The following is a 16,427-nucleotide window of genomic DNA, read 5'->3' as shown; positions in this document are numbered from 1 at the left end:
AAAGCGATTGAAGTTCACGATATGCTCGGAAGACTTATTAGAAAAGAAGAAATGAACTCTAACGAGAAAAGTTTGAATTTATCAACTTTACCAACAGGTGTATATTTGTTAACATTCCGTACTGATCAAAGTGGGTCTATTACAAAACGAGTTGTTTTAAACTAGATTAAATTTGTTATAATTTTAAAAGCCTGAAACTACAGTTTCAGGCTTTTTTTATTAATTGTTAGTAGATAAATCGGGATGATGTGGACGTAAATATTTTTAACTTTTCAATTTTTTAAAAGTTAGTTAAGGCCAATTAATATCCTGTATAGTGGCGATACTATCGCAGTTCTCTACAGTTAAAACAACTTCTATTTTATTAATTTTACCTTCAACAGCATAAATTCCACAAGGTTCTTTACGAGTTTCACTTTTAGAGAAATTAACATCCCCAAACTTTAAAAGCTCTCTAACTTCAATAGAATCTATTTTTTTATTTAAAATAGCGCTTTCAATGTTCTCTGAAAATACGATGTCTTTTAAATTAATATTTTTTAAAACACGAGCTTCTGGACCGTAATCACAAGACACTTTTTTACCGTTTAAAAAAAAAGCTAGTAGGACCAAACCTATAGAGAAACCTCCAAGATAATAGCCAATTCGATGTAGTAATTTCATTTTTATTTAATAGTTTTCCTGGAATTGATGTCCGGTTTTCTATGGCAGATGAAATTAAAAAATAAGCAAATTAATGTCGCTATGTTTTAAATCAAACCACTCTCCAACCGGTTTACTGGTTAAAATTCCATGGTAAAAATACAACCCATTTTTTAAACCCCTATCAAATCGTAAAGAATTTTCCAATCCGCCATCTTCAGCAATTTTCAAAAGATAAGGTGTAAAAATATTACTAATTGATATAGAGGCAGTTCTAGAGTAACGTGCAGGAATATTTGGAACACAATAATGTATAACCCCATGTTTAGTAAACGTTGGAGTTTTATGAGAAGTAACCTCACTAGTTTCAAAACAACCTCCCATGTCGATACTTACATCAATGACTATTGAGCCATTTTTCATATTGGCAACCATAGAATCTGTAACTATAATTGGAGATCTGTTTTTACCTCTTACAGCAGCTATAACTACATCGCAGCGTTTTAATGCCTTGCTTAGGTTTTTTGGCTGAAGGGTAGAGGTAAAGAGTGTTTTGCCTAAGTTAACTTGAATACGTCTTAATTTTGTTATGGAATTGTCAAATATTTTTACATTAGCGCCAAGTCCAATAGCGCTTCTAGCAGCAAATTCACCTACCGTTCCTGCTCCTAAAATAACTACCTCAATGGGAGGGACCCCGCATACATTACCAAACATCAAACCATTTCCATTGTTAACATTACTTAGTAATTCAGAGGCAATTAACACGGCAGCTGTTCCTGCAATTTCACTTAACGAGCGTACAGCTGGATATGCTCCCGTTTCATCTCGAATAAATTCGAAAGCTAAGGCGGTAATGCGTTTAGCTGCTAAGGCTTCAAAATATTTTTTGGTTTGGGTTTTTAACTGAACTGCAGAAATTAATATGGTTTGTGGATTAATAAGCTTTATTTGCTCTAAAGTAGGAGGTTCTACTTTCAATATCATTGGACAGGCATATACCTTTGCGGTGTCTTTAGTTATTTCTGCACCTGCTTCACTGTATTCCTTATCTGTAAAATGAGCTCCAATTCCCGCTCCAGATTCCAATAATACGCGATGACCATTACTGACTAAGGCTGAAACGGCATCTGGTGTTAAACAAACACGTTTTTCCTGATATGCCGTTTCTTTAGGTATACCAATAAACAGATTGCCCTTACGACTAAATATTTCTAGTTTTTCTTCTTGAGGAAGTAATTGTTGCTTGGTAAATGGAGATAAAGCTTTAGACATAAGTTCCATATTATATTAGAACTCAAATTACGAATAAATTTTTGAATGTTTTATAGCTATTTTAAAAATACTGCTTTAATTTTTCCCAAAAACCTTTCGGCCTTAACATAAATTCAGCTTCTAATTCTTCCATAGATTTATTGGTGGTATTTATTCTATGAAACATTTTGGCTCGTATTAAATATATAGAAGGTATAACAATGGCCATAATAGGTAACATATATAGTATTAAATTTTTATCTACCCATGAAAGATCGCTGTTAATGGTCTGTATTGCTTGATAAATAAACATGGCAATAGGAACAAGAATGGTATGATACCACCAATGTTTACAAGTAAAAAACCAAATAAACATTAACATTAAAGGAATAAGTTTGCCGGCTAAGGTCCAGGCAACTACGTAAACACTTTCAAAATAGTTACTATCGTATGTAAATAACAAAGTGTTCCATACTTTGATGTCTGGAACACTTTGATACAAATTAAAAAGAAACGGAGATATAGCTATAAAAGTAGCAATGATACTACCATATAGTAACTCCTTTTTATTAAACGTGTCTTGGTACTTTAATTCTGTTTTTTTCAATTTGTGGGGCTTCATCGTTAACTTGGAAAAAATTTGTTGCTTGAGCTGTAAACAACATTCCACAGAAAATTGCAATTGCAATTACATACTTTTTAGTTTTCATAATTTAAGGGATTTAATTAATTAATTCCTCAAATGTAACTAAGAACGTATCTCGTTTTTAACTCAGAATGTTAAAGTTATGTTAAAAAGCACTTTTTTTTAATTTTCAATTAAGGTTTTCCCGTAATTTTTAAACTATACAATATAATTTAATTGCTATTTAACAGTTTACTTGCTCAATTTTAATTTATTTTAAAATCAAATTTCTAGTATTATTATCGTTTAATTCTATAAGGACTTTATTAACGTCCTCTGTTATTAATTCCTCAATTAATTCTGGCCATTCAATAATCAACCAATGCTTAGAATCTAAATAGTCTTCGAAACCAAAATTATAAGCTTCATCAATATCCTTTATTCGGTATAAATCAAAGTGATAAATTTTATCGTTGGCCAATTCATATTCATTGACTATGGAATAAGTAGGACTACTAACTTCATCACAACTTCCCAAGGCTTTAACTAAAGATTTTACAAGGGTGGTTTTACCAGTGCCCATCTCTCCATATAATAAGATGGTTTTCCCTTTCAAATTTTTTATAAGCTCCTCGACAACCTGATCGAGATCATTTAAACTATAATTGATATTCAAGGCTGTTCAAATTTTAACGCAAAAATAAATATAATAAATTTAATTAAGCAATTAATTGCTTGTTCGTCCGATTTTTGTGCATTACACGGCTTTATTTAGGATTAAGGACAACAAATGGAATAATCATTTCTTCTAAAGACACACCTCCATGCTGATAAGTATTTCTATAATAACTTACATAATGGTTAAAGTTATTTGGATAAGCAAAAAACAAGTCGCTTTTAGCAAAAATAAACGAACTGCTCATGTTTAAAGAAGGTAAATGAATGGTTTTCGGATCTTTAGCAACTAGAACGTCCTTATCTTCATAGGTTAAACTTCTACCGGTTTTATATCTTAAATTTAAACTAGTGTCTTTGTCACCAATAACTTTCGATGGATTTTTAACATTAATGGTTCCATGATCTGTAGTTAATATCAATTTAAAACCTAATTGTTGGGCTTGCTGAATCATTTCCAATAAAGGTGAGTTTTTAAACCAACTTTGTGTTAAAGAACGATAAGCTTTGTCATTAGAAGCTAATTCTTTTACAACTTCCATTTCCGTTTTAGAATGAGATAGCATATCCACAAAATTGTAAACCACAACGGTTAAGTCGTTTTCTTTTTGTGTCTTAAAATTTTCAACCAATTTTTTACCAGTCTTTAAATTGGTAATTTTATGATATTCCATTTTTAGATGGGATAGACCTAAACGCTTTAGTTGAGCTTCAAGAAATTCTTTTTCGTAAAGATTTTTACCTCCTTCATCTGTATCGTTTTTCCAAAGGTTTGGATGCAGTTTTTCCATGTCTACAGGCATTAACCCAGAGAAAATGGCATTTCTTGCATATTGAGTGGCAGAAGGCAAAATACTATAATACGGAGACTCCGATACTTTTTTATAATAGTTGTTTACTGTTGGTTCAAAAGCCTTCCATTGGTCGTACCTTAAATTATCTATAACTACCAAAAGGGTAGGCTGTTCTTTACTGATTTCAGGAATAACTTTGCTTTTAAATAAAGTATGAGATAATGTGGGTGCTTCGGTATGTGGCTCGAACCATTTAGGATAGTTTTTATCAATAAATTTTCCGAATTGCGTGTTTGCCTCGTTTTTTTGAGATTCTAGGATTTCAAACATTCCAGGATCTTCTATGTTTTCCAATTGAATTTCCCAATAAATAAGCTTTTGATATAAATTAACCCATTCTTCGTAGGAGTTTACCATACTTAAATCCATAGCAATTTTTCGAAACTCTTGTTGGTAATTTGAAGTGGTTTTTTCTGAAACTAATCTAGAATGGTCTAAATTTTTCTTCAAACTCAATAAAATCTGATTTGGATTAACCGGTTTTATTAAATAGTCAGCTATTTTATTTCCTATAGCTTCTTCCATGATGTATTCCTCTTCACTCTTGGTAATCATGACTACGGGTAGTGTATCTCGTTTTTCTTTAATTTCATTTAAAGTTTCAAGACCTGTTAATCCAGGCATGTTTTCGTCTAGAAATACAATGTCAAAATTTTTCTCCTCCAAAATTTCCAAAGCTTCCATTCCGCTTTGACAGGTAGTTACTGAATAATTTTTCTTTTCTAAAAAAAGTATATGGGGTTTTAATAAATCAATTTCATCGTCAACCCAAAGAATATTTATATGGTTCATGTATATTTGTTTCAATATTAACGTAAAAGATTAAGCTTGATTGTGCAAAACAAACTCAAAATATTTAACGACCCAATTTACGGTTTTATTACGATACCTAATTCGTTAATTTTCGATTTAATTGAACATAAATACTTTCAACGACTTCGAAGAATTTCACAAATGGGCATGTCGTACATGGTTTACCCTGGGGCTCATCATACTAGGTTTCATCATGCACTTGGTTGTATGCATTTAATGCAAAAAGCGGTTAATGTCTTGCGTTTCAAAGGAGTTAGTGTTTCTGAAGAAGAAGAACAAGCACTATATATTGCTATTTTATTGCACGATATTGGACACGGACCATTTTCGCATGCCATGGAGCATAGCATTGTTAGTGGTGTTTCTCATGAACAAATATCCTTGCTTTTTATGGAGCAGCTAAATAAGGAGTTTAACTTAAGTTTAACGCTAGCTATCCAAATATTTAAAGGCGAGTACCCAAGAGATTTCTTATGCCAGCTTATTTCTGGCCAATTAGATATGGATCGAGCAGATTATTTAAAACGAGATAGTTTTTATACTGGAGTTGCCGAAGGAAATATTAACAGTCAACGCTTAATTGCCATGCTTAATGTGGTTGATAATAAATTGGTGGTTGAAGAGAAAGGTATTTACAGTGTAGAAAAGTTTTTGATGGCCAGAAGACTCATGTATTGGCAAGTTTATTTACACAAAACAGGCGTGGCTGCGGAACAGCTGTTAATACGAGTTCTAAAACGTGCTAAGGAGTTATCCAGTCAAGGCGAAGTTTTGCAAGCAAGTAAAGCACTCCAATATTTTTTAACAAAAGAAATTAATTTAAAGAATTTCGACACAGAAACCTTAAATACATTTGCAAAGCTGGACGATTATGATATTGTTGCGGCTATGAAAGAATGGCAATATCATGAAGATTTTGTTTTAAGAAATTTATGTGAAATGCTTCTCAATAGAGATTTACTAAAAGTAAAATTGAAAAATAAGGAAATAAAACCCCAGAAACTTAAAAGTCATATTTTAAAATTAAAGGATAAATATAGTATTACGGAAAAGGAGGCAAGTTATTTTGTGTTTACAGGAGAGGTGTCTAATCAAGCATATCAAACAAAAAACCAACAAATAAATATTCTGTATAAAAACGGGAAAGTTCAGGATATAATTAAGGCTACAGACCAATTAAACTTAAAAGCACTCTCGAAAACAGTTAGAAAATATTATATCTGTTACCCTAAAGAAAAACTTTAGCACTTTTTTCCTATTTTTGTCGGAATGAAATTTACAGCACAACAAATAGCAGGAATATTAGAAGGCGACATTGTGGGTAATCCCGATGTTGAAGTTTCTAAACTTTCCAAGATAGAAGAAGGAACAGAAGGTTCTTTAACCTTTCTTGCAAATCCTAAATACCAATCATATATATATTCTACAAAAGCATCTATTACCATAGTTAATAAATCTTTTGAGCCAGAAAACGAATTAGAAACAACTCTTATAAAAGTAGATGATGCCTATAAGTCGTTTTCTAAACTTTTGGAATACTATAATATGGTCAAATTAAATAAACAGGGAATTGAAGATCCTTCGTTTATTTCTGAAACAGCCACTTACGGCTCTAATATCTATATAGGGGCTTTTTCATATATAGGTGAAAAAGTTAAAATAGGAGAAAATGTAAAGATATTTCCAAATACCTATATAGGAGATAATGTAGTTATTGGTGATAATACTATTATTTTTTCCGGAGTTAAAATTTATTCCGAAACAATTATAGGCGCTAATTGCGTATTGAATTCTGGGGTAATTTTAGGAGCAGATGGTTTTGGATTTGTTCCAAATGAAAAAGGTGAATACAGTAAAGTACCTCAAACCGGTAATGTGATTATAGAAGACTTTGTAGATATTGGTGCCGGAACTACTATAGATAGAGCTACCTTAGGCTCTACAATTATTAGAAAAGGAGTGAAGCTGGATAATCAAATTCAAATTGCACATAATGTTGAAATAGGAGTAAATACTGTTATTGCTGCTCAAACAGGTATAGCTGGTTCCACTAAAATTGGCAAAAATTGCATAATAGGAGGACAGGTTGGATTTGCAGGACATTTAAGTATAGGAAATAATGTAAAAATCCAGGCTCAGTCTGGTATAGGGAAGAATATTAAGGACAATGAAATTTTACAAGGCTCTCCATCGTTTAATTATAACGACTGGAATAAGTCTTATGTTCATTTTAAGAATTTACCTAAAATTGTAAAAAGTTTAACCGATTTAGAAAAAAAAGTAGATGGCAATAATTAACACTGAAGTCAAGCAAAAAACCATTAAAGATGCAGTTTCTTTAGTTGGTGTTGGTTTACATACAGGAAAGGATGTTACTTTAACTTTTAAACCTGGTCCTGTTAATTCAGGATTTTCTTTTAAACGTATTGATTTAGAAGGAACACCTTTAATTGAGGCTGATGCCAATTATGTATCTAATACACAGCGTGGTACTTGTTTAGAAAAAAATGGGGTAATCATTCAAACCTCAGAGCATGTTTTAGCTGCTTTGGTTGGTCTGGATCTAGACAATGTAATTATTGAGCTAAATGCTTCAGAACCTCCAATCATGGACGGATCTTCTAAATATTTTGTAGAAGCTTTGGAGAAAGCAGGAATCGTAGAGCAGGACGGTTTTAGAGAAGAATATGTAGTAAGCGATGTTATTTCCTATACAGATGAAGAAACTGGAAGTGAAATATTAATTATGCCTTCAAACGAGTATCAAGTTACCACTATGGTAGATTTTGGTACAAAAGTTTTAGGGACGCAAAATGCAACTTTAAAACATGTTTCAGACTTTAAAGAAGAAATAGCCGACTCCAGAACCTTTAGTTTTTTACACGAACTAGAAGCTTTATTAGAGCATGGACTTATAAAAGGTGGAGATTTAAATAATGCCATAGTTTATGTGGACAAAGAAATTTCACCTAAAACCATTGAAAAACTTAAAGTAGCTTTTAATAAGGAAGACATTTCTGTAAAACCAAATGGGATTTTAGATAACTTAACTCTTCATCATCCAAACGAAGCGGCTAGACATAAACTATTAGATGTCATAGGAGATTTAGCGCTTATTGGCATCAGATTAAGAGGTAAAGTTATAGCTAACAAGCCTGGACATTTTGTAAACACGCAGTTTGCAAAGAAAATGTCGAAACTCATTAAAAATGAAAGACGTAATAACGTTCCGAAAATTGATTTAAATCAAGAACCATTAATGGATGTCAATCAAATTATGGAAATGCTGCCACACAGACAACCATTTTTATTGATTGACAAAATATTCGAACTTACTAACTCTGGAGTTATTGGAATGAAAAACGTAACCATGAATGAGCCTTTTTTCGCAGGCCATTTTCCTGGTGCTCCGGTAATGCCTGGAGTACTAATAGTTGAAGCCATGGCTCAAACTGGAGGTATTCTAGTTTTAAGCACAGTCCCAGACCCAGAAAACTATCTAACATTCTTCATGAAAATAGATAAAGTAAAATTTAAACAAAAAGTAGTTCCTGGAGATACGCTGATATTTAAATGTGATTTAATTTCACCAATACGACGTGGTATTTGTCACATGCAAGGCTATGCGTATGCTAATGGAAAATTATGTGCGGAAGCAGAATTAATGGCTCAAATAGCTAAAGTTAAAAATTAAAGTAAGTAATTAAACTTAATATAAAAATGAATCAACCACTCGCTTACGTACATCCAGGAGCCAAAATAGCTAAGAATGTAGTAATTGACCCATTTACCACCATACATAATAATGTGGTTATAGGGGAAGGTACATGGATAGGAAGTAATGTAACTATTATGGAAGGAGCTAGAATTGGGAAAAATTGCAATATTTTTCCTGGAGCTGTAATTTCTGCCGTACCACAAGATTTAAAATATAACGACGAGGATACCCTAACCATTATTGGAGATAATGTTACCATAAGAGAATGTGTTACAATAAATAGAGGCACTACAGATAAAATGAAAACCGTTATAGGTGATAATTGTCTAATTATGGCCTATTGCCACATTGCTCATGATTGCATCGTTGGAAACAACTGTATATTTTCTAATAATAGTACGCTAGCTGGTCATATTTTGGTAGGTGATTATGTGATATTAGCAGGAATGACCGCAGTTCATCAGTTTTGTTCTATAGGAAACCATGCGTTTGTAACAGGTGGATCTTTAGTAAGAAAAGATGTTCCTCCATTTGTAAAAGCTGCCCGCGAACCTTTATCTTATGTAGGGATAAATTCCGTAGGATTAAGAAGACGTGGCTTTACTACAGAAAAAATTAGAGAAATTCAGGATATATACAGAATCCTTTATCAAAAAAACTACAACAATACCCAAGCTGCTGAAATTATTGAAGCTGAAATGGAAGCTACTCCAGAAAGAGATGAAATACTCCAGTTTATCAGAAATTCACACCGCGGTATTATGAAAGGATACTTTAAGTCAAATTAAATTATTAGCTTTCAGCACTGAAAAATACAATACTCAACCTAATAACAGATAAGCAAATAAAACAATGGCAACAACAAGCGATATAAGAAACGGATTGTGCATTAGATACAATAATGATATTTATAAAATAATTGAGTTTTTACACGTAAAACCAGGAAAAGGTCCAGCATTTGTTAGAACTAAAATGAAAAGCGTTACTAGTGGAAAAGTTTTAGAAAACACCTTTTCTGCAGGTCATAAATTGGACGATGTACGAGTAGAAACACACAAGTTTCAGTTTTTATATAACGATGGTGAGTTTTACCACTTTATGAATACAGAGGATTATTCTCAAATTCGTTTATTAGAAGCAGCTTTGGATAGACCCGACTTATTGAAAGAAGGAGAAGTAGTTACGGTACTTATCAATTCAGAAGATAACATGCCTCTTTCAGTAGATATGCCTGCGAATGTTATTTTAGAAGTAACTCATACAGAACCAGGAGTAAAAGGAAATACAGCAACAAATGCTACCAAACCAGCAACTGTTGAAACTGGCGCTGAAGTAAACGTGCCTTTATTTATAAATGAAGGCGACAAGATTAAAATTGAAACAGAAAAGGGAACTTATAAAGAAAGAGTTAAAGAGTAAAACTCAATTTATTAGTTTAGTATGCAATGAAAATTGGATATTATGACTTAAACCTGAATATATGAAGTTTCCTAAATCACATACTTTAAAACAAATTTCAGAAATAATTGATTGTCAATTTATTGGTGATGAAAATTTTCCGGTTTTAGGGATGAACGAAATCCACGTAGTAGAACCTGGAGATATAGTTTTTGTCGATCATCCAAAATATTACAATAAAGCTCTTGAATCGGCCGCAACCATTGTTTTAATTAATAAAGAAGTACCATGTCCAAGCGGAAAAGCACTTTTAATAAGTGACGACCCTTTTAGAGACTTCAATAAACTGACGCAACACTTCAAACCTTTTGCAGCATCGAATGTAGCTATTTCACCTTCAGCTAAAATTGGAAAAAACACCATCATTCAACCGAATTGTTTTATAGGTAATAATGTGGTTATTGGAGATAACTGTGTAATACATTCCAATGTTAGCATTTACGATGATACAATAATAGGAAACCATGTTAACATTCATGCAGGTACAATATTAGGAGCAAGTGCTTTTTATTATAAAAACAGACCAGAAGGTTTTGACCAATTAAAATCTGGAGGAAGAGTAATAATAAAGGACTACGTTGATATAGGCGCCTTATGTACGATTGATAGAGGAGTTACAGGAGACACAACTATTGGTGAAGGATCTAAATTAGACAATCAAATTCAAGTGGGTCATGATACAATTATTGGTAAAAAATGCCTAATTGCATCGCAAACAGGAATTGCAGGTTGTGTAGTAGTAGAAGATGAAGTAACTCTTTGGGGACAGGTTGGAGTTAAAAGTGGAATTACTATTGCCAAAGGAACAGTAATTTATGCACAGTCCGGTCTTGGTCATTCAACAGAAAATAATAAAACCTATTTTGGCTCACCTGCTGAGGAAGCTCGTGACAAGTTTAAAGAAATGGCCTACATAAAGAAAATTCCAGAAATATTAAAACAGTTAAATAATAAATAAATGAGCTCCAAAGAAATATTAAAAAAGTTATATACTACCGACATTATTGCCAATAAAGAATTCGTAGAGCAATTTTATCATGAAGACTGCGAATTACATTGGAATAGTAGTAAAGGGTTTAAAGTTTCTAAATTTGAAGATATTTCATGTTTTTTTAAAAACATTAGAGAAAATTATTTAACCATTAGATACGAAATAAGTCACTTGTTAGAAGAAGCAGACCATGTGACCTCTAGATATACAGCTTATGGGAAGACCATAGAGAACGACGATGAAGAAATTGCACTAGCACATTACATCACTATTTGGCAAATAAAAGATGGGAAACTATACAAAGGATATCAAATAAGCCAGCTGGCGGATGAGAAAGCCATTCAATTGAATTCTTTTTCAGAAATTAAAGTATAAAATACTTCATAAATAGCAGTTAAAAACTTACTTTTGCAACGTTTTAAAAACATAAAAAATTAAACAATAATGAGCGTTTTAGTTAATAAAGATTCGAAAATAATAGTACAAGGATTTACAGGAAGCGAAGGAACATTTCATGCAGGTCAAATGATCGAGTATGGAACTAATGTTGTTGGTGGTGTAACTCCAGGAAAAGGTGGACAAAAACATTTAGACCGACCAGTTTTTAATACAGTTAAAGAAGCTGTTGATCAAGCCGGAGCGGATACAACCATAATTTTTGTACCGCCAGCTTTTGCTGCAGATGCTATTATGGAAGCTGCTGATGCTGGTATTAAGGTTATTATTACCATTACAGAAGGTATTCCTGTTGGCGATATGATTAAAGCTGCAGACTACATTAAAAATAGAGATTGTAGATTAATTGGTCCTAACTGTCCAGGAATTATTACTCCAGGTGAAGCTAAGGTAGGTATCATGCCAGGTTTCGTATTCAAAAAAGGAACTGTAGGTATTGTTTCTAAATCAGGTACTTTAACTTATGAGGCTGCTGACCAAGTTGTAAAACAAGGTTTAGGAATCACAACAGCTATTGGTATTGGTGGAGACCCAATTATTGGAACAACAACTAAAGAAGCTGTAGAATTATTGATTAACGATCCTGAAACTGAAGCAGTAGTAATGATTGGTGAAATTGGTGGACAATTAGAGGCTGATGCTGCTAATTGGTATAAAGCTAGTGGATCTAAAAAACCGGTTATTGGTTTTATTGCTGGTGAAACTGCACCTGCAGGTCGTACAATGGGACACGCTGGAGCTATTGTAGGTGGAAGTGATGACACAGCACAAGCTAAAAAGAAAATCATGAGAGAATGTGGAATTCACGTTGTAGATTCTCCTGCAGAAATTGGTAAAAAAGTAGCTGAAGTATTAGCTAAAAAATAATCAAATTCAAATACATAAAAAGGCTATCTAAATTTAGATAGCCTTTTTTTTTGCTAAATTTATAGGTTCTTGATAATTAAACGAATAAAGCAAACCAACTTTTCTAAAAATTACACGAGTTCTAGTTAAAGAAATTTATCCCTGTAAAACTCCTTCTTCGATGGGTATATTACGTGTTTTATTATTTATCTTCGATGTTTATAGGATTTACTTTACACAAAAAGTTTATCTTTGATATAGTAAACCAACATCATAAAATATATATTTAAATGACATTATTAAAAGGAAAAACAGCCCTAATTACTGGAGCAAGTCGTGGAATAGGTAGAGGTATTGCACAGGTTTTTGCTCAACAGGGTGCCAACGTAGCTTTTACCTACAGTTCTTCTGTAGAAGCTGCTAACGAACTTGAAAACGAACTAAATACCTTAGGAGTTAAAGCGAAAGGTTATAAAAGTAATGCAGCTAATTTTAATGAAGCTCAAGAATTAGTAGATAACGTAGTTAAGGAATTCGGAACCATTGATATTTTGGTTAATAATGCCGGAATTACTAAAGATAATTTATTACTACGTATTACAGAAGAAGACTTTGATACCGTTATTGAAGTAAACTTGAAATCAGTTTTTAATATGACTAAAGCTGTTCAACGTACCATGTTAAAACAACGCAGTGGGTCTATAATTAATATGAGTTCTGTGGTTGGTGTAAAAGGAAATGCGGGACAAACTAACTATGCAGCTTCTAAAGCAGGTATTATCGGGTTTTCTAAATCTGTTGCTCTGGAATTAGGATCAAGAAACATTAGAAGTAATGTTATTGCTCCTGGCTTTATAGAAACTGAAATGACAGCTAAATTAGATGAAGCTACCGTAAAAGGCTGGAGAGATGCTATTCCTTTAAAAAGAGGAGGAACTCCAGAAGATATTGCTAATGTTTGTGTGTTTTTAGCTAGTGACATGAGCGCGTACATTACAGGTCAAACAATCCACGTAGACGGAGGAATGTTAACCTAATATTGAATCATTCAACAAAAAGCAATTACCTAAGTTTTTAAATGCAGACAGAAACAATTTTATATATTTTTATATCTGGAATCATAGCGCTATTTATAGCGCTTTTTCAGTATAAATATAAAGTAAAACAGTTTGCGAAAACAGATATAATCTTAACCGGCTTAAGGTTTATATCTGTTTTCTCTTTATTACTATTACTTATAAATCCTAAGTTTGAAAGTGATAGTGTTTATATTGAAAAACCAAACTTGGTACTTGCTGTAGACAATTCTAGTTCGATTAGCTATTTAAAACAAGAGCAATTGGCTTTAAATTTTGTAAACGAGCTAAAAGCGAATACAGAAATTAATAAAAAGTTTAATGTCCAAACCTATACTTTCGGAAATCAAGTAAAACTATCCGATTCTTTTAATTTTACAGAAAATCAAACCCATTTAGACAAAGTATTTGACGAGTTAAATCAAATTTATAAACAAACCGTTTCTCCAACTATTTTACTTTCCGATGGGAACCAAACTATGGGGGGTGATTACATGTATTCGGCAACAAAATACAAACAACCAATTTATTCAGTTATTCTAGGAGATTCAACCATTTATTCCGATTTAAAAATCCAACAGTTAAATGTAAATAAATACGCTTATTTAAAGAATAAGTTTCCAATAGAAGTCATTTTAGTTTATCATGGTGACGAGGCTGTAAATTCAGTTTTTAAAGTGACTAGTGGACAGTCAACAGTATTTTCCCAAAACCTAAGTTTTTCTAAAAATAGTAATTCGCAAATTTTAAACTTTTATCTACCAGCAAATCAGGTTGGAGTACAAACATACACAGCTGTTATAGAACCTCTGGAAAACGAAAAAAACAAGGTAAATAACAACAAGGAATTTGCTGTAGAAGTTATCGATCAAAAGACTCGTGTAGCTCTTGTTTCCGACATCATCCATCCAGATTTGGGAGCAATTAAAAAGAGTGTTGAAGCAAATGAACAGCGTCAGTTAAAAATATTAAAACCAAATCAATATTTAAATCAGATTAATGATTTTCAGCTGGTTATGTTGTATCAGCCAAACAATAACTTTAATAAGGTTTTTGAGTATTTAAAAAAATCGAACGCTAATTATTTCTTGATCTCTGGTACTCAAACGAATTGGAGGTTTTTAAATAGTATGGACTTAAATTTCACCCATGAAATAACAAATCAGACTGAAGATTATCAAGCCGATTTAAATACAGGGTTTTCAGATTTTATAATTGAAGACCTAGATTTTGAATCCTTTCCTCCATTAAAATCAAGTTTTGGTGAAGCTCAATTTAAAATTCCATTTAATACCGTTTTATATAAAAAAGTTGGTAACTATACAACGGAAGGCAGTTTGCTAGCCACATTAGAATATAACGGGAGGAGAGAAGCCGTTTTATTAGGTGAAAATATTTGGCAATGGCGGGCACACAGTTATTTAAATGACAAATCCTTCAATAATTTTGACAACTTTATAGGTAAACTCGTGCAGTATTTAGCATCTACGGAAAGAAAAACTCGACTTAATTTGGACTATAATTCTTTTTATGAAGGGAATTCTGGAGTTATTATAAAAGCACAGTTCTTCAATAAGAATTATGAATTTGAAACAAAAGAATCACTTTCTATTCAGCTAACTGACAAGTTTTCTAAAGAACCAAAAACCTTTCCATTTATATTAAAAAACAATTACTATCAAGTGGATCTAAGCAATTTACCTGCTTCCGAATACAATTTTACAGTGAGTGCCTCGAACGAAAATATTTCGAAATCTGGTAGTTTTAAAATTTTAGATTTTAACATAGAGCAACAATTTTTAAATGCAGATTTTAAAAAGCTCCAACAGCTGGCACATGAAAGTAATGGAAATAGCTATTTTGTTAGTAATTATAATGGTTTGATGAATGAGCTACTTAAAGACGAAAGATACAAACCCATCCAAAAGAGCCATAAAAATGTTGTACCTTTGGTAGATTGGAAATTTCTACTTGCATTAATAATTTTAAGTTTAACTGCAGAGTGGTTTATTAGAAAATATAACGGATTAATTTAAAAAATATACATGGAAAAATTACCTAAAATTGCATTACCAGCTATTATTGTAGCTGTAGTATTACTTATTCTAATTGTTAAATCGGCCGTAACCATTGGGTCTGGTGAAGCAGGAGTTTTATATAAAACTTTTGATAACGGTGTGGTTACAGACAAACCTCCTTTAGGAGAAGGGTTTCACATTGTGGCACCTTGGAACAAAGTTTTTGTTTACGAAGTTCGTCAGCAAGAAATCTTAGAGAGAATGAGCGTATTATCATCAAATGGATTAGATATCAAACTAGAGGCATCTATTTGGTTTCAACCAGATTTTTCTCAATTAGGGAAATTACATCAAGAAAAAAGTGAAATGTACAAAGAGCGTGTATTGCTACCAGCCATTCGTTCAGCAGCAAGAAGCGTAGTAGGACGATATACACCAGAACAACTATATTCTAGCAAACGTGACGCCATTCAACAGGAAATATTTGAAGAAACAAAAAAGATTGTTGAAGATCAATACATACAGTTAAACGAAGTTTTAGTTCGTGATGTTACCTTACCATCAACTATTAAGGAAGCTATTGAACGCAAGTTAAAACAAGAGCAAGAATCGTTAGAATACGAATTTAGACTTGTTACAGCTGCTAAAGAAGCGCAAAAAGTAATTATTGAAGCTGAAGGTAAAGCTGAATCAAACAGAATTTTAAGTGCTTCGCTTACAGACAAAATTTTACAAGATAAAGGTATAGACGCAACAGTTAAATTATCTGAATCTCCTAATACTAAAGTAATTGTTATTGGTTCTGGAGACTCTGGAATGCCTTTAATACTAGGGAATCAATAAAAAAAATAAATTTATTTGGATTTAATAATTTTTATTTGCAACCTTTGCTTTCACAAAAAAGAAACATGACTTTTATTCAATTCCATCATCATCATTTTCATTCTGGCATTCAAGCGAGCTGAAAATGTATTGAATAAAATCAAGATATTTAAAAACCC

18 protein-coding genes are annotated in these 16,427 nt (G+C 32.3%); 12 read left to right on the top strand and 6 right to left on the bottom strand.

Annotation, left to right across the window (positions count from 1 at the left end):
* Window positions 1-6: 6 nt before the first annotated feature.
* Complete coding sequence (locus VKY41_RS01705; protein ID WP_500812704.1) at window positions 7-165, top strand: T9SS type A sorting domain-containing protein; 159 nt, start codon at window positions 7-9, stop codon at window positions 163-165.
* A gap of 126 nt (window positions 166-291) precedes the next feature.
* Here VKY41_RS01705 and VKY41_RS01700 read toward each other — a convergent pair whose 3' ends face one another.
* The 6 genes from VKY41_RS01700 to porX all read right to left on the bottom strand — a co-directional run bounded on the left by VKY41_RS01700 (window position 292) and on the right by porX (window position 4,842).
* Window positions 292-663 (bottom strand): hypothetical protein, encoded by a 372-nt coding sequence (locus VKY41_RS01700; protein WP_500812703.1) that lies wholly within the window; start codon window positions 661-663, stop codon window positions 292-294.
* Between the two features lie 54 nt (window positions 664-717).
* Complete coding sequence (locus VKY41_RS01695; RefSeq protein ID WP_500812702.1) at window positions 718-1,917, bottom strand: alanine dehydrogenase; 1,200 nt, start codon at window positions 1,915-1,917, stop codon at window positions 718-720.
* A 61-nt stretch (window positions 1,918-1,978) separates the two neighbouring features.
* Entirely contained in the window at window positions 1,979-2,503 is a 525-nt protein-coding gene (locus tag VKY41_RS01690; protein WP_500812701.1) for a hypothetical protein, read from the bottom strand.
* Window positions 2,466-2,606, bottom strand: coding sequence for a hypothetical protein (locus VKY41_RS01685; protein ID WP_500812700.1), 141 nt, complete (start codon window positions 2,604-2,606; stop codon window positions 2,466-2,468). The genes VKY41_RS01690 and VKY41_RS01685 overlap by 38 nt, the downstream gene beginning before the upstream one ends.
* 186 nt (window positions 2,607-2,792) lie before the next feature.
* Entirely contained in the window at window positions 2,793-3,197 is a 405-nt protein-coding gene (gene tsaE, locus VKY41_RS01680; RefSeq protein WP_500812699.1) for a tRNA (adenosine(37)-N6)-threonylcarbamoyltransferase complex ATPase subunit type 1 TsaE, read from the bottom strand.
* A gap of 91 nt (window positions 3,198-3,288) precedes the next feature.
* Window positions 3,289-4,842 carry a T9SS response regulator signal transducer PorX gene (gene porX, locus VKY41_RS01675; protein WP_500812698.1) on the bottom strand — a complete coding sequence of 518 codons (1,554 nt, stop codon included), beginning with the start codon at window positions 4,840-4,842 and terminating at the stop codon, window positions 3,289-3,291.
* A gap of 36 nt (window positions 4,843-4,878) precedes the next feature.
* Between porX and VKY41_RS01670 the strand changes: the two genes are divergently transcribed.
* The 11 genes from VKY41_RS01670 (at window position 4,879) to VKY41_RS01620 (ending at window position 16,269) form a co-directional block, all read left to right on the top strand.
* Complete coding sequence (locus VKY41_RS01670; protein WP_500812697.1) at window positions 4,879-6,108, top strand: HD domain-containing protein; 1,230 nt, start codon at window positions 4,879-4,881, stop codon at window positions 6,106-6,108.
* Between the two features lie 24 nt (window positions 6,109-6,132).
* Complete coding sequence (gene lpxD / locus VKY41_RS01665; protein WP_500812696.1) at window positions 6,133-7,161, top strand: UDP-3-O-(3-hydroxymyristoyl)glucosamine N-acyltransferase; 1,029 nt, start codon at window positions 6,133-6,135, stop codon at window positions 7,159-7,161.
* Entirely contained in the window at window positions 7,148-8,557 is a 1,410-nt protein-coding gene (locus tag VKY41_RS01660; protein ID WP_500812695.1) for a bifunctional UDP-3-O-[3-hydroxymyristoyl] N-acetylglucosamine deacetylase/3-hydroxyacyl-ACP dehydratase, read from the top strand. The genes lpxD and VKY41_RS01660 overlap by 14 nt, the downstream gene beginning before the upstream one ends.
* Before the next feature lie 26 nt (window positions 8,558-8,583).
* The gene (gene lpxA, locus VKY41_RS01655; RefSeq protein ID WP_500812694.1) at window positions 8,584-9,369 is read left to right on the top strand and encodes an acyl-ACP--UDP-N-acetylglucosamine O-acyltransferase; all 786 of its coding nucleotides are present in this window, start codon (window positions 8,584-8,586) and stop codon (window positions 9,367-9,369) included.
* A 64-nt stretch (window positions 9,370-9,433) separates the two neighbouring features.
* Entirely contained in the window at window positions 9,434-10,000 is a 567-nt protein-coding gene (gene efp / locus VKY41_RS01650; RefSeq protein ID WP_500812693.1) for an elongation factor P, read from the top strand.
* Between the two features lie 61 nt (window positions 10,001-10,061).
* Window positions 10,062-10,997 (top strand): UDP-3-O-(3-hydroxymyristoyl)glucosamine N-acyltransferase, encoded by a 936-nt coding sequence (locus VKY41_RS01645; RefSeq protein WP_500812692.1) that lies wholly within the window; start codon window positions 10,062-10,064, stop codon window positions 10,995-10,997.
* On the top strand, window positions 10,998-11,405 hold the full coding sequence (locus VKY41_RS01640; protein WP_500812691.1) for a nuclear transport factor 2 family protein: 408 nt from the start codon (window positions 10,998-11,000) through the stop codon (window positions 11,403-11,405).
* A gap of 69 nt (window positions 11,406-11,474) precedes the next feature.
* Window positions 11,475-12,353, top strand: coding sequence for a succinate--CoA ligase subunit alpha (sucD, locus tag VKY41_RS01635; RefSeq protein WP_500812690.1), 879 nt, complete (start codon window positions 11,475-11,477; stop codon window positions 12,351-12,353).
* 269 nt (window positions 12,354-12,622) lie between these two features.
* Entirely contained in the window at window positions 12,623-13,369 is a 747-nt protein-coding gene (gene fabG / locus VKY41_RS01630) for a 3-oxoacyl-[acyl-carrier-protein] reductase (protein ID WP_500812689.1), read from the top strand.
* Window positions 13,370-13,410: 41 nt separating this feature from the next.
* Window positions 13,411-15,444: a VWA domain-containing protein gene (locus tag VKY41_RS01625; RefSeq protein ID WP_500812688.1), complete on the top strand. Its 2,034-nt coding sequence runs from the start codon at window positions 13,411-13,413 to the stop codon at window positions 15,442-15,444.
* A 9-nt stretch (window positions 15,445-15,453) separates the two neighbouring features.
* A complete protein-coding gene (locus VKY41_RS01620; RefSeq protein WP_500812687.1) occupies window positions 15,454-16,269 on the top strand; it encodes a prohibitin family protein in 816 nt (271 codons plus the stop codon).
* Window positions 16,270-16,427: the final 158 nt, after the last annotated feature.

Source organism: Xanthomarina sp. (assembly GCF_035306605.1).
In the GTDB taxonomy this organism is placed as follows: Bacteria; Bacteroidota; Bacteroidia; order Flavobacteriales; family Flavobacteriaceae; genus Xanthomarina.
The sequence above is the reverse complement of the archived record's forward strand: the minus strand, read 5'-3'. Positions and strand labels throughout refer to the sequence as shown.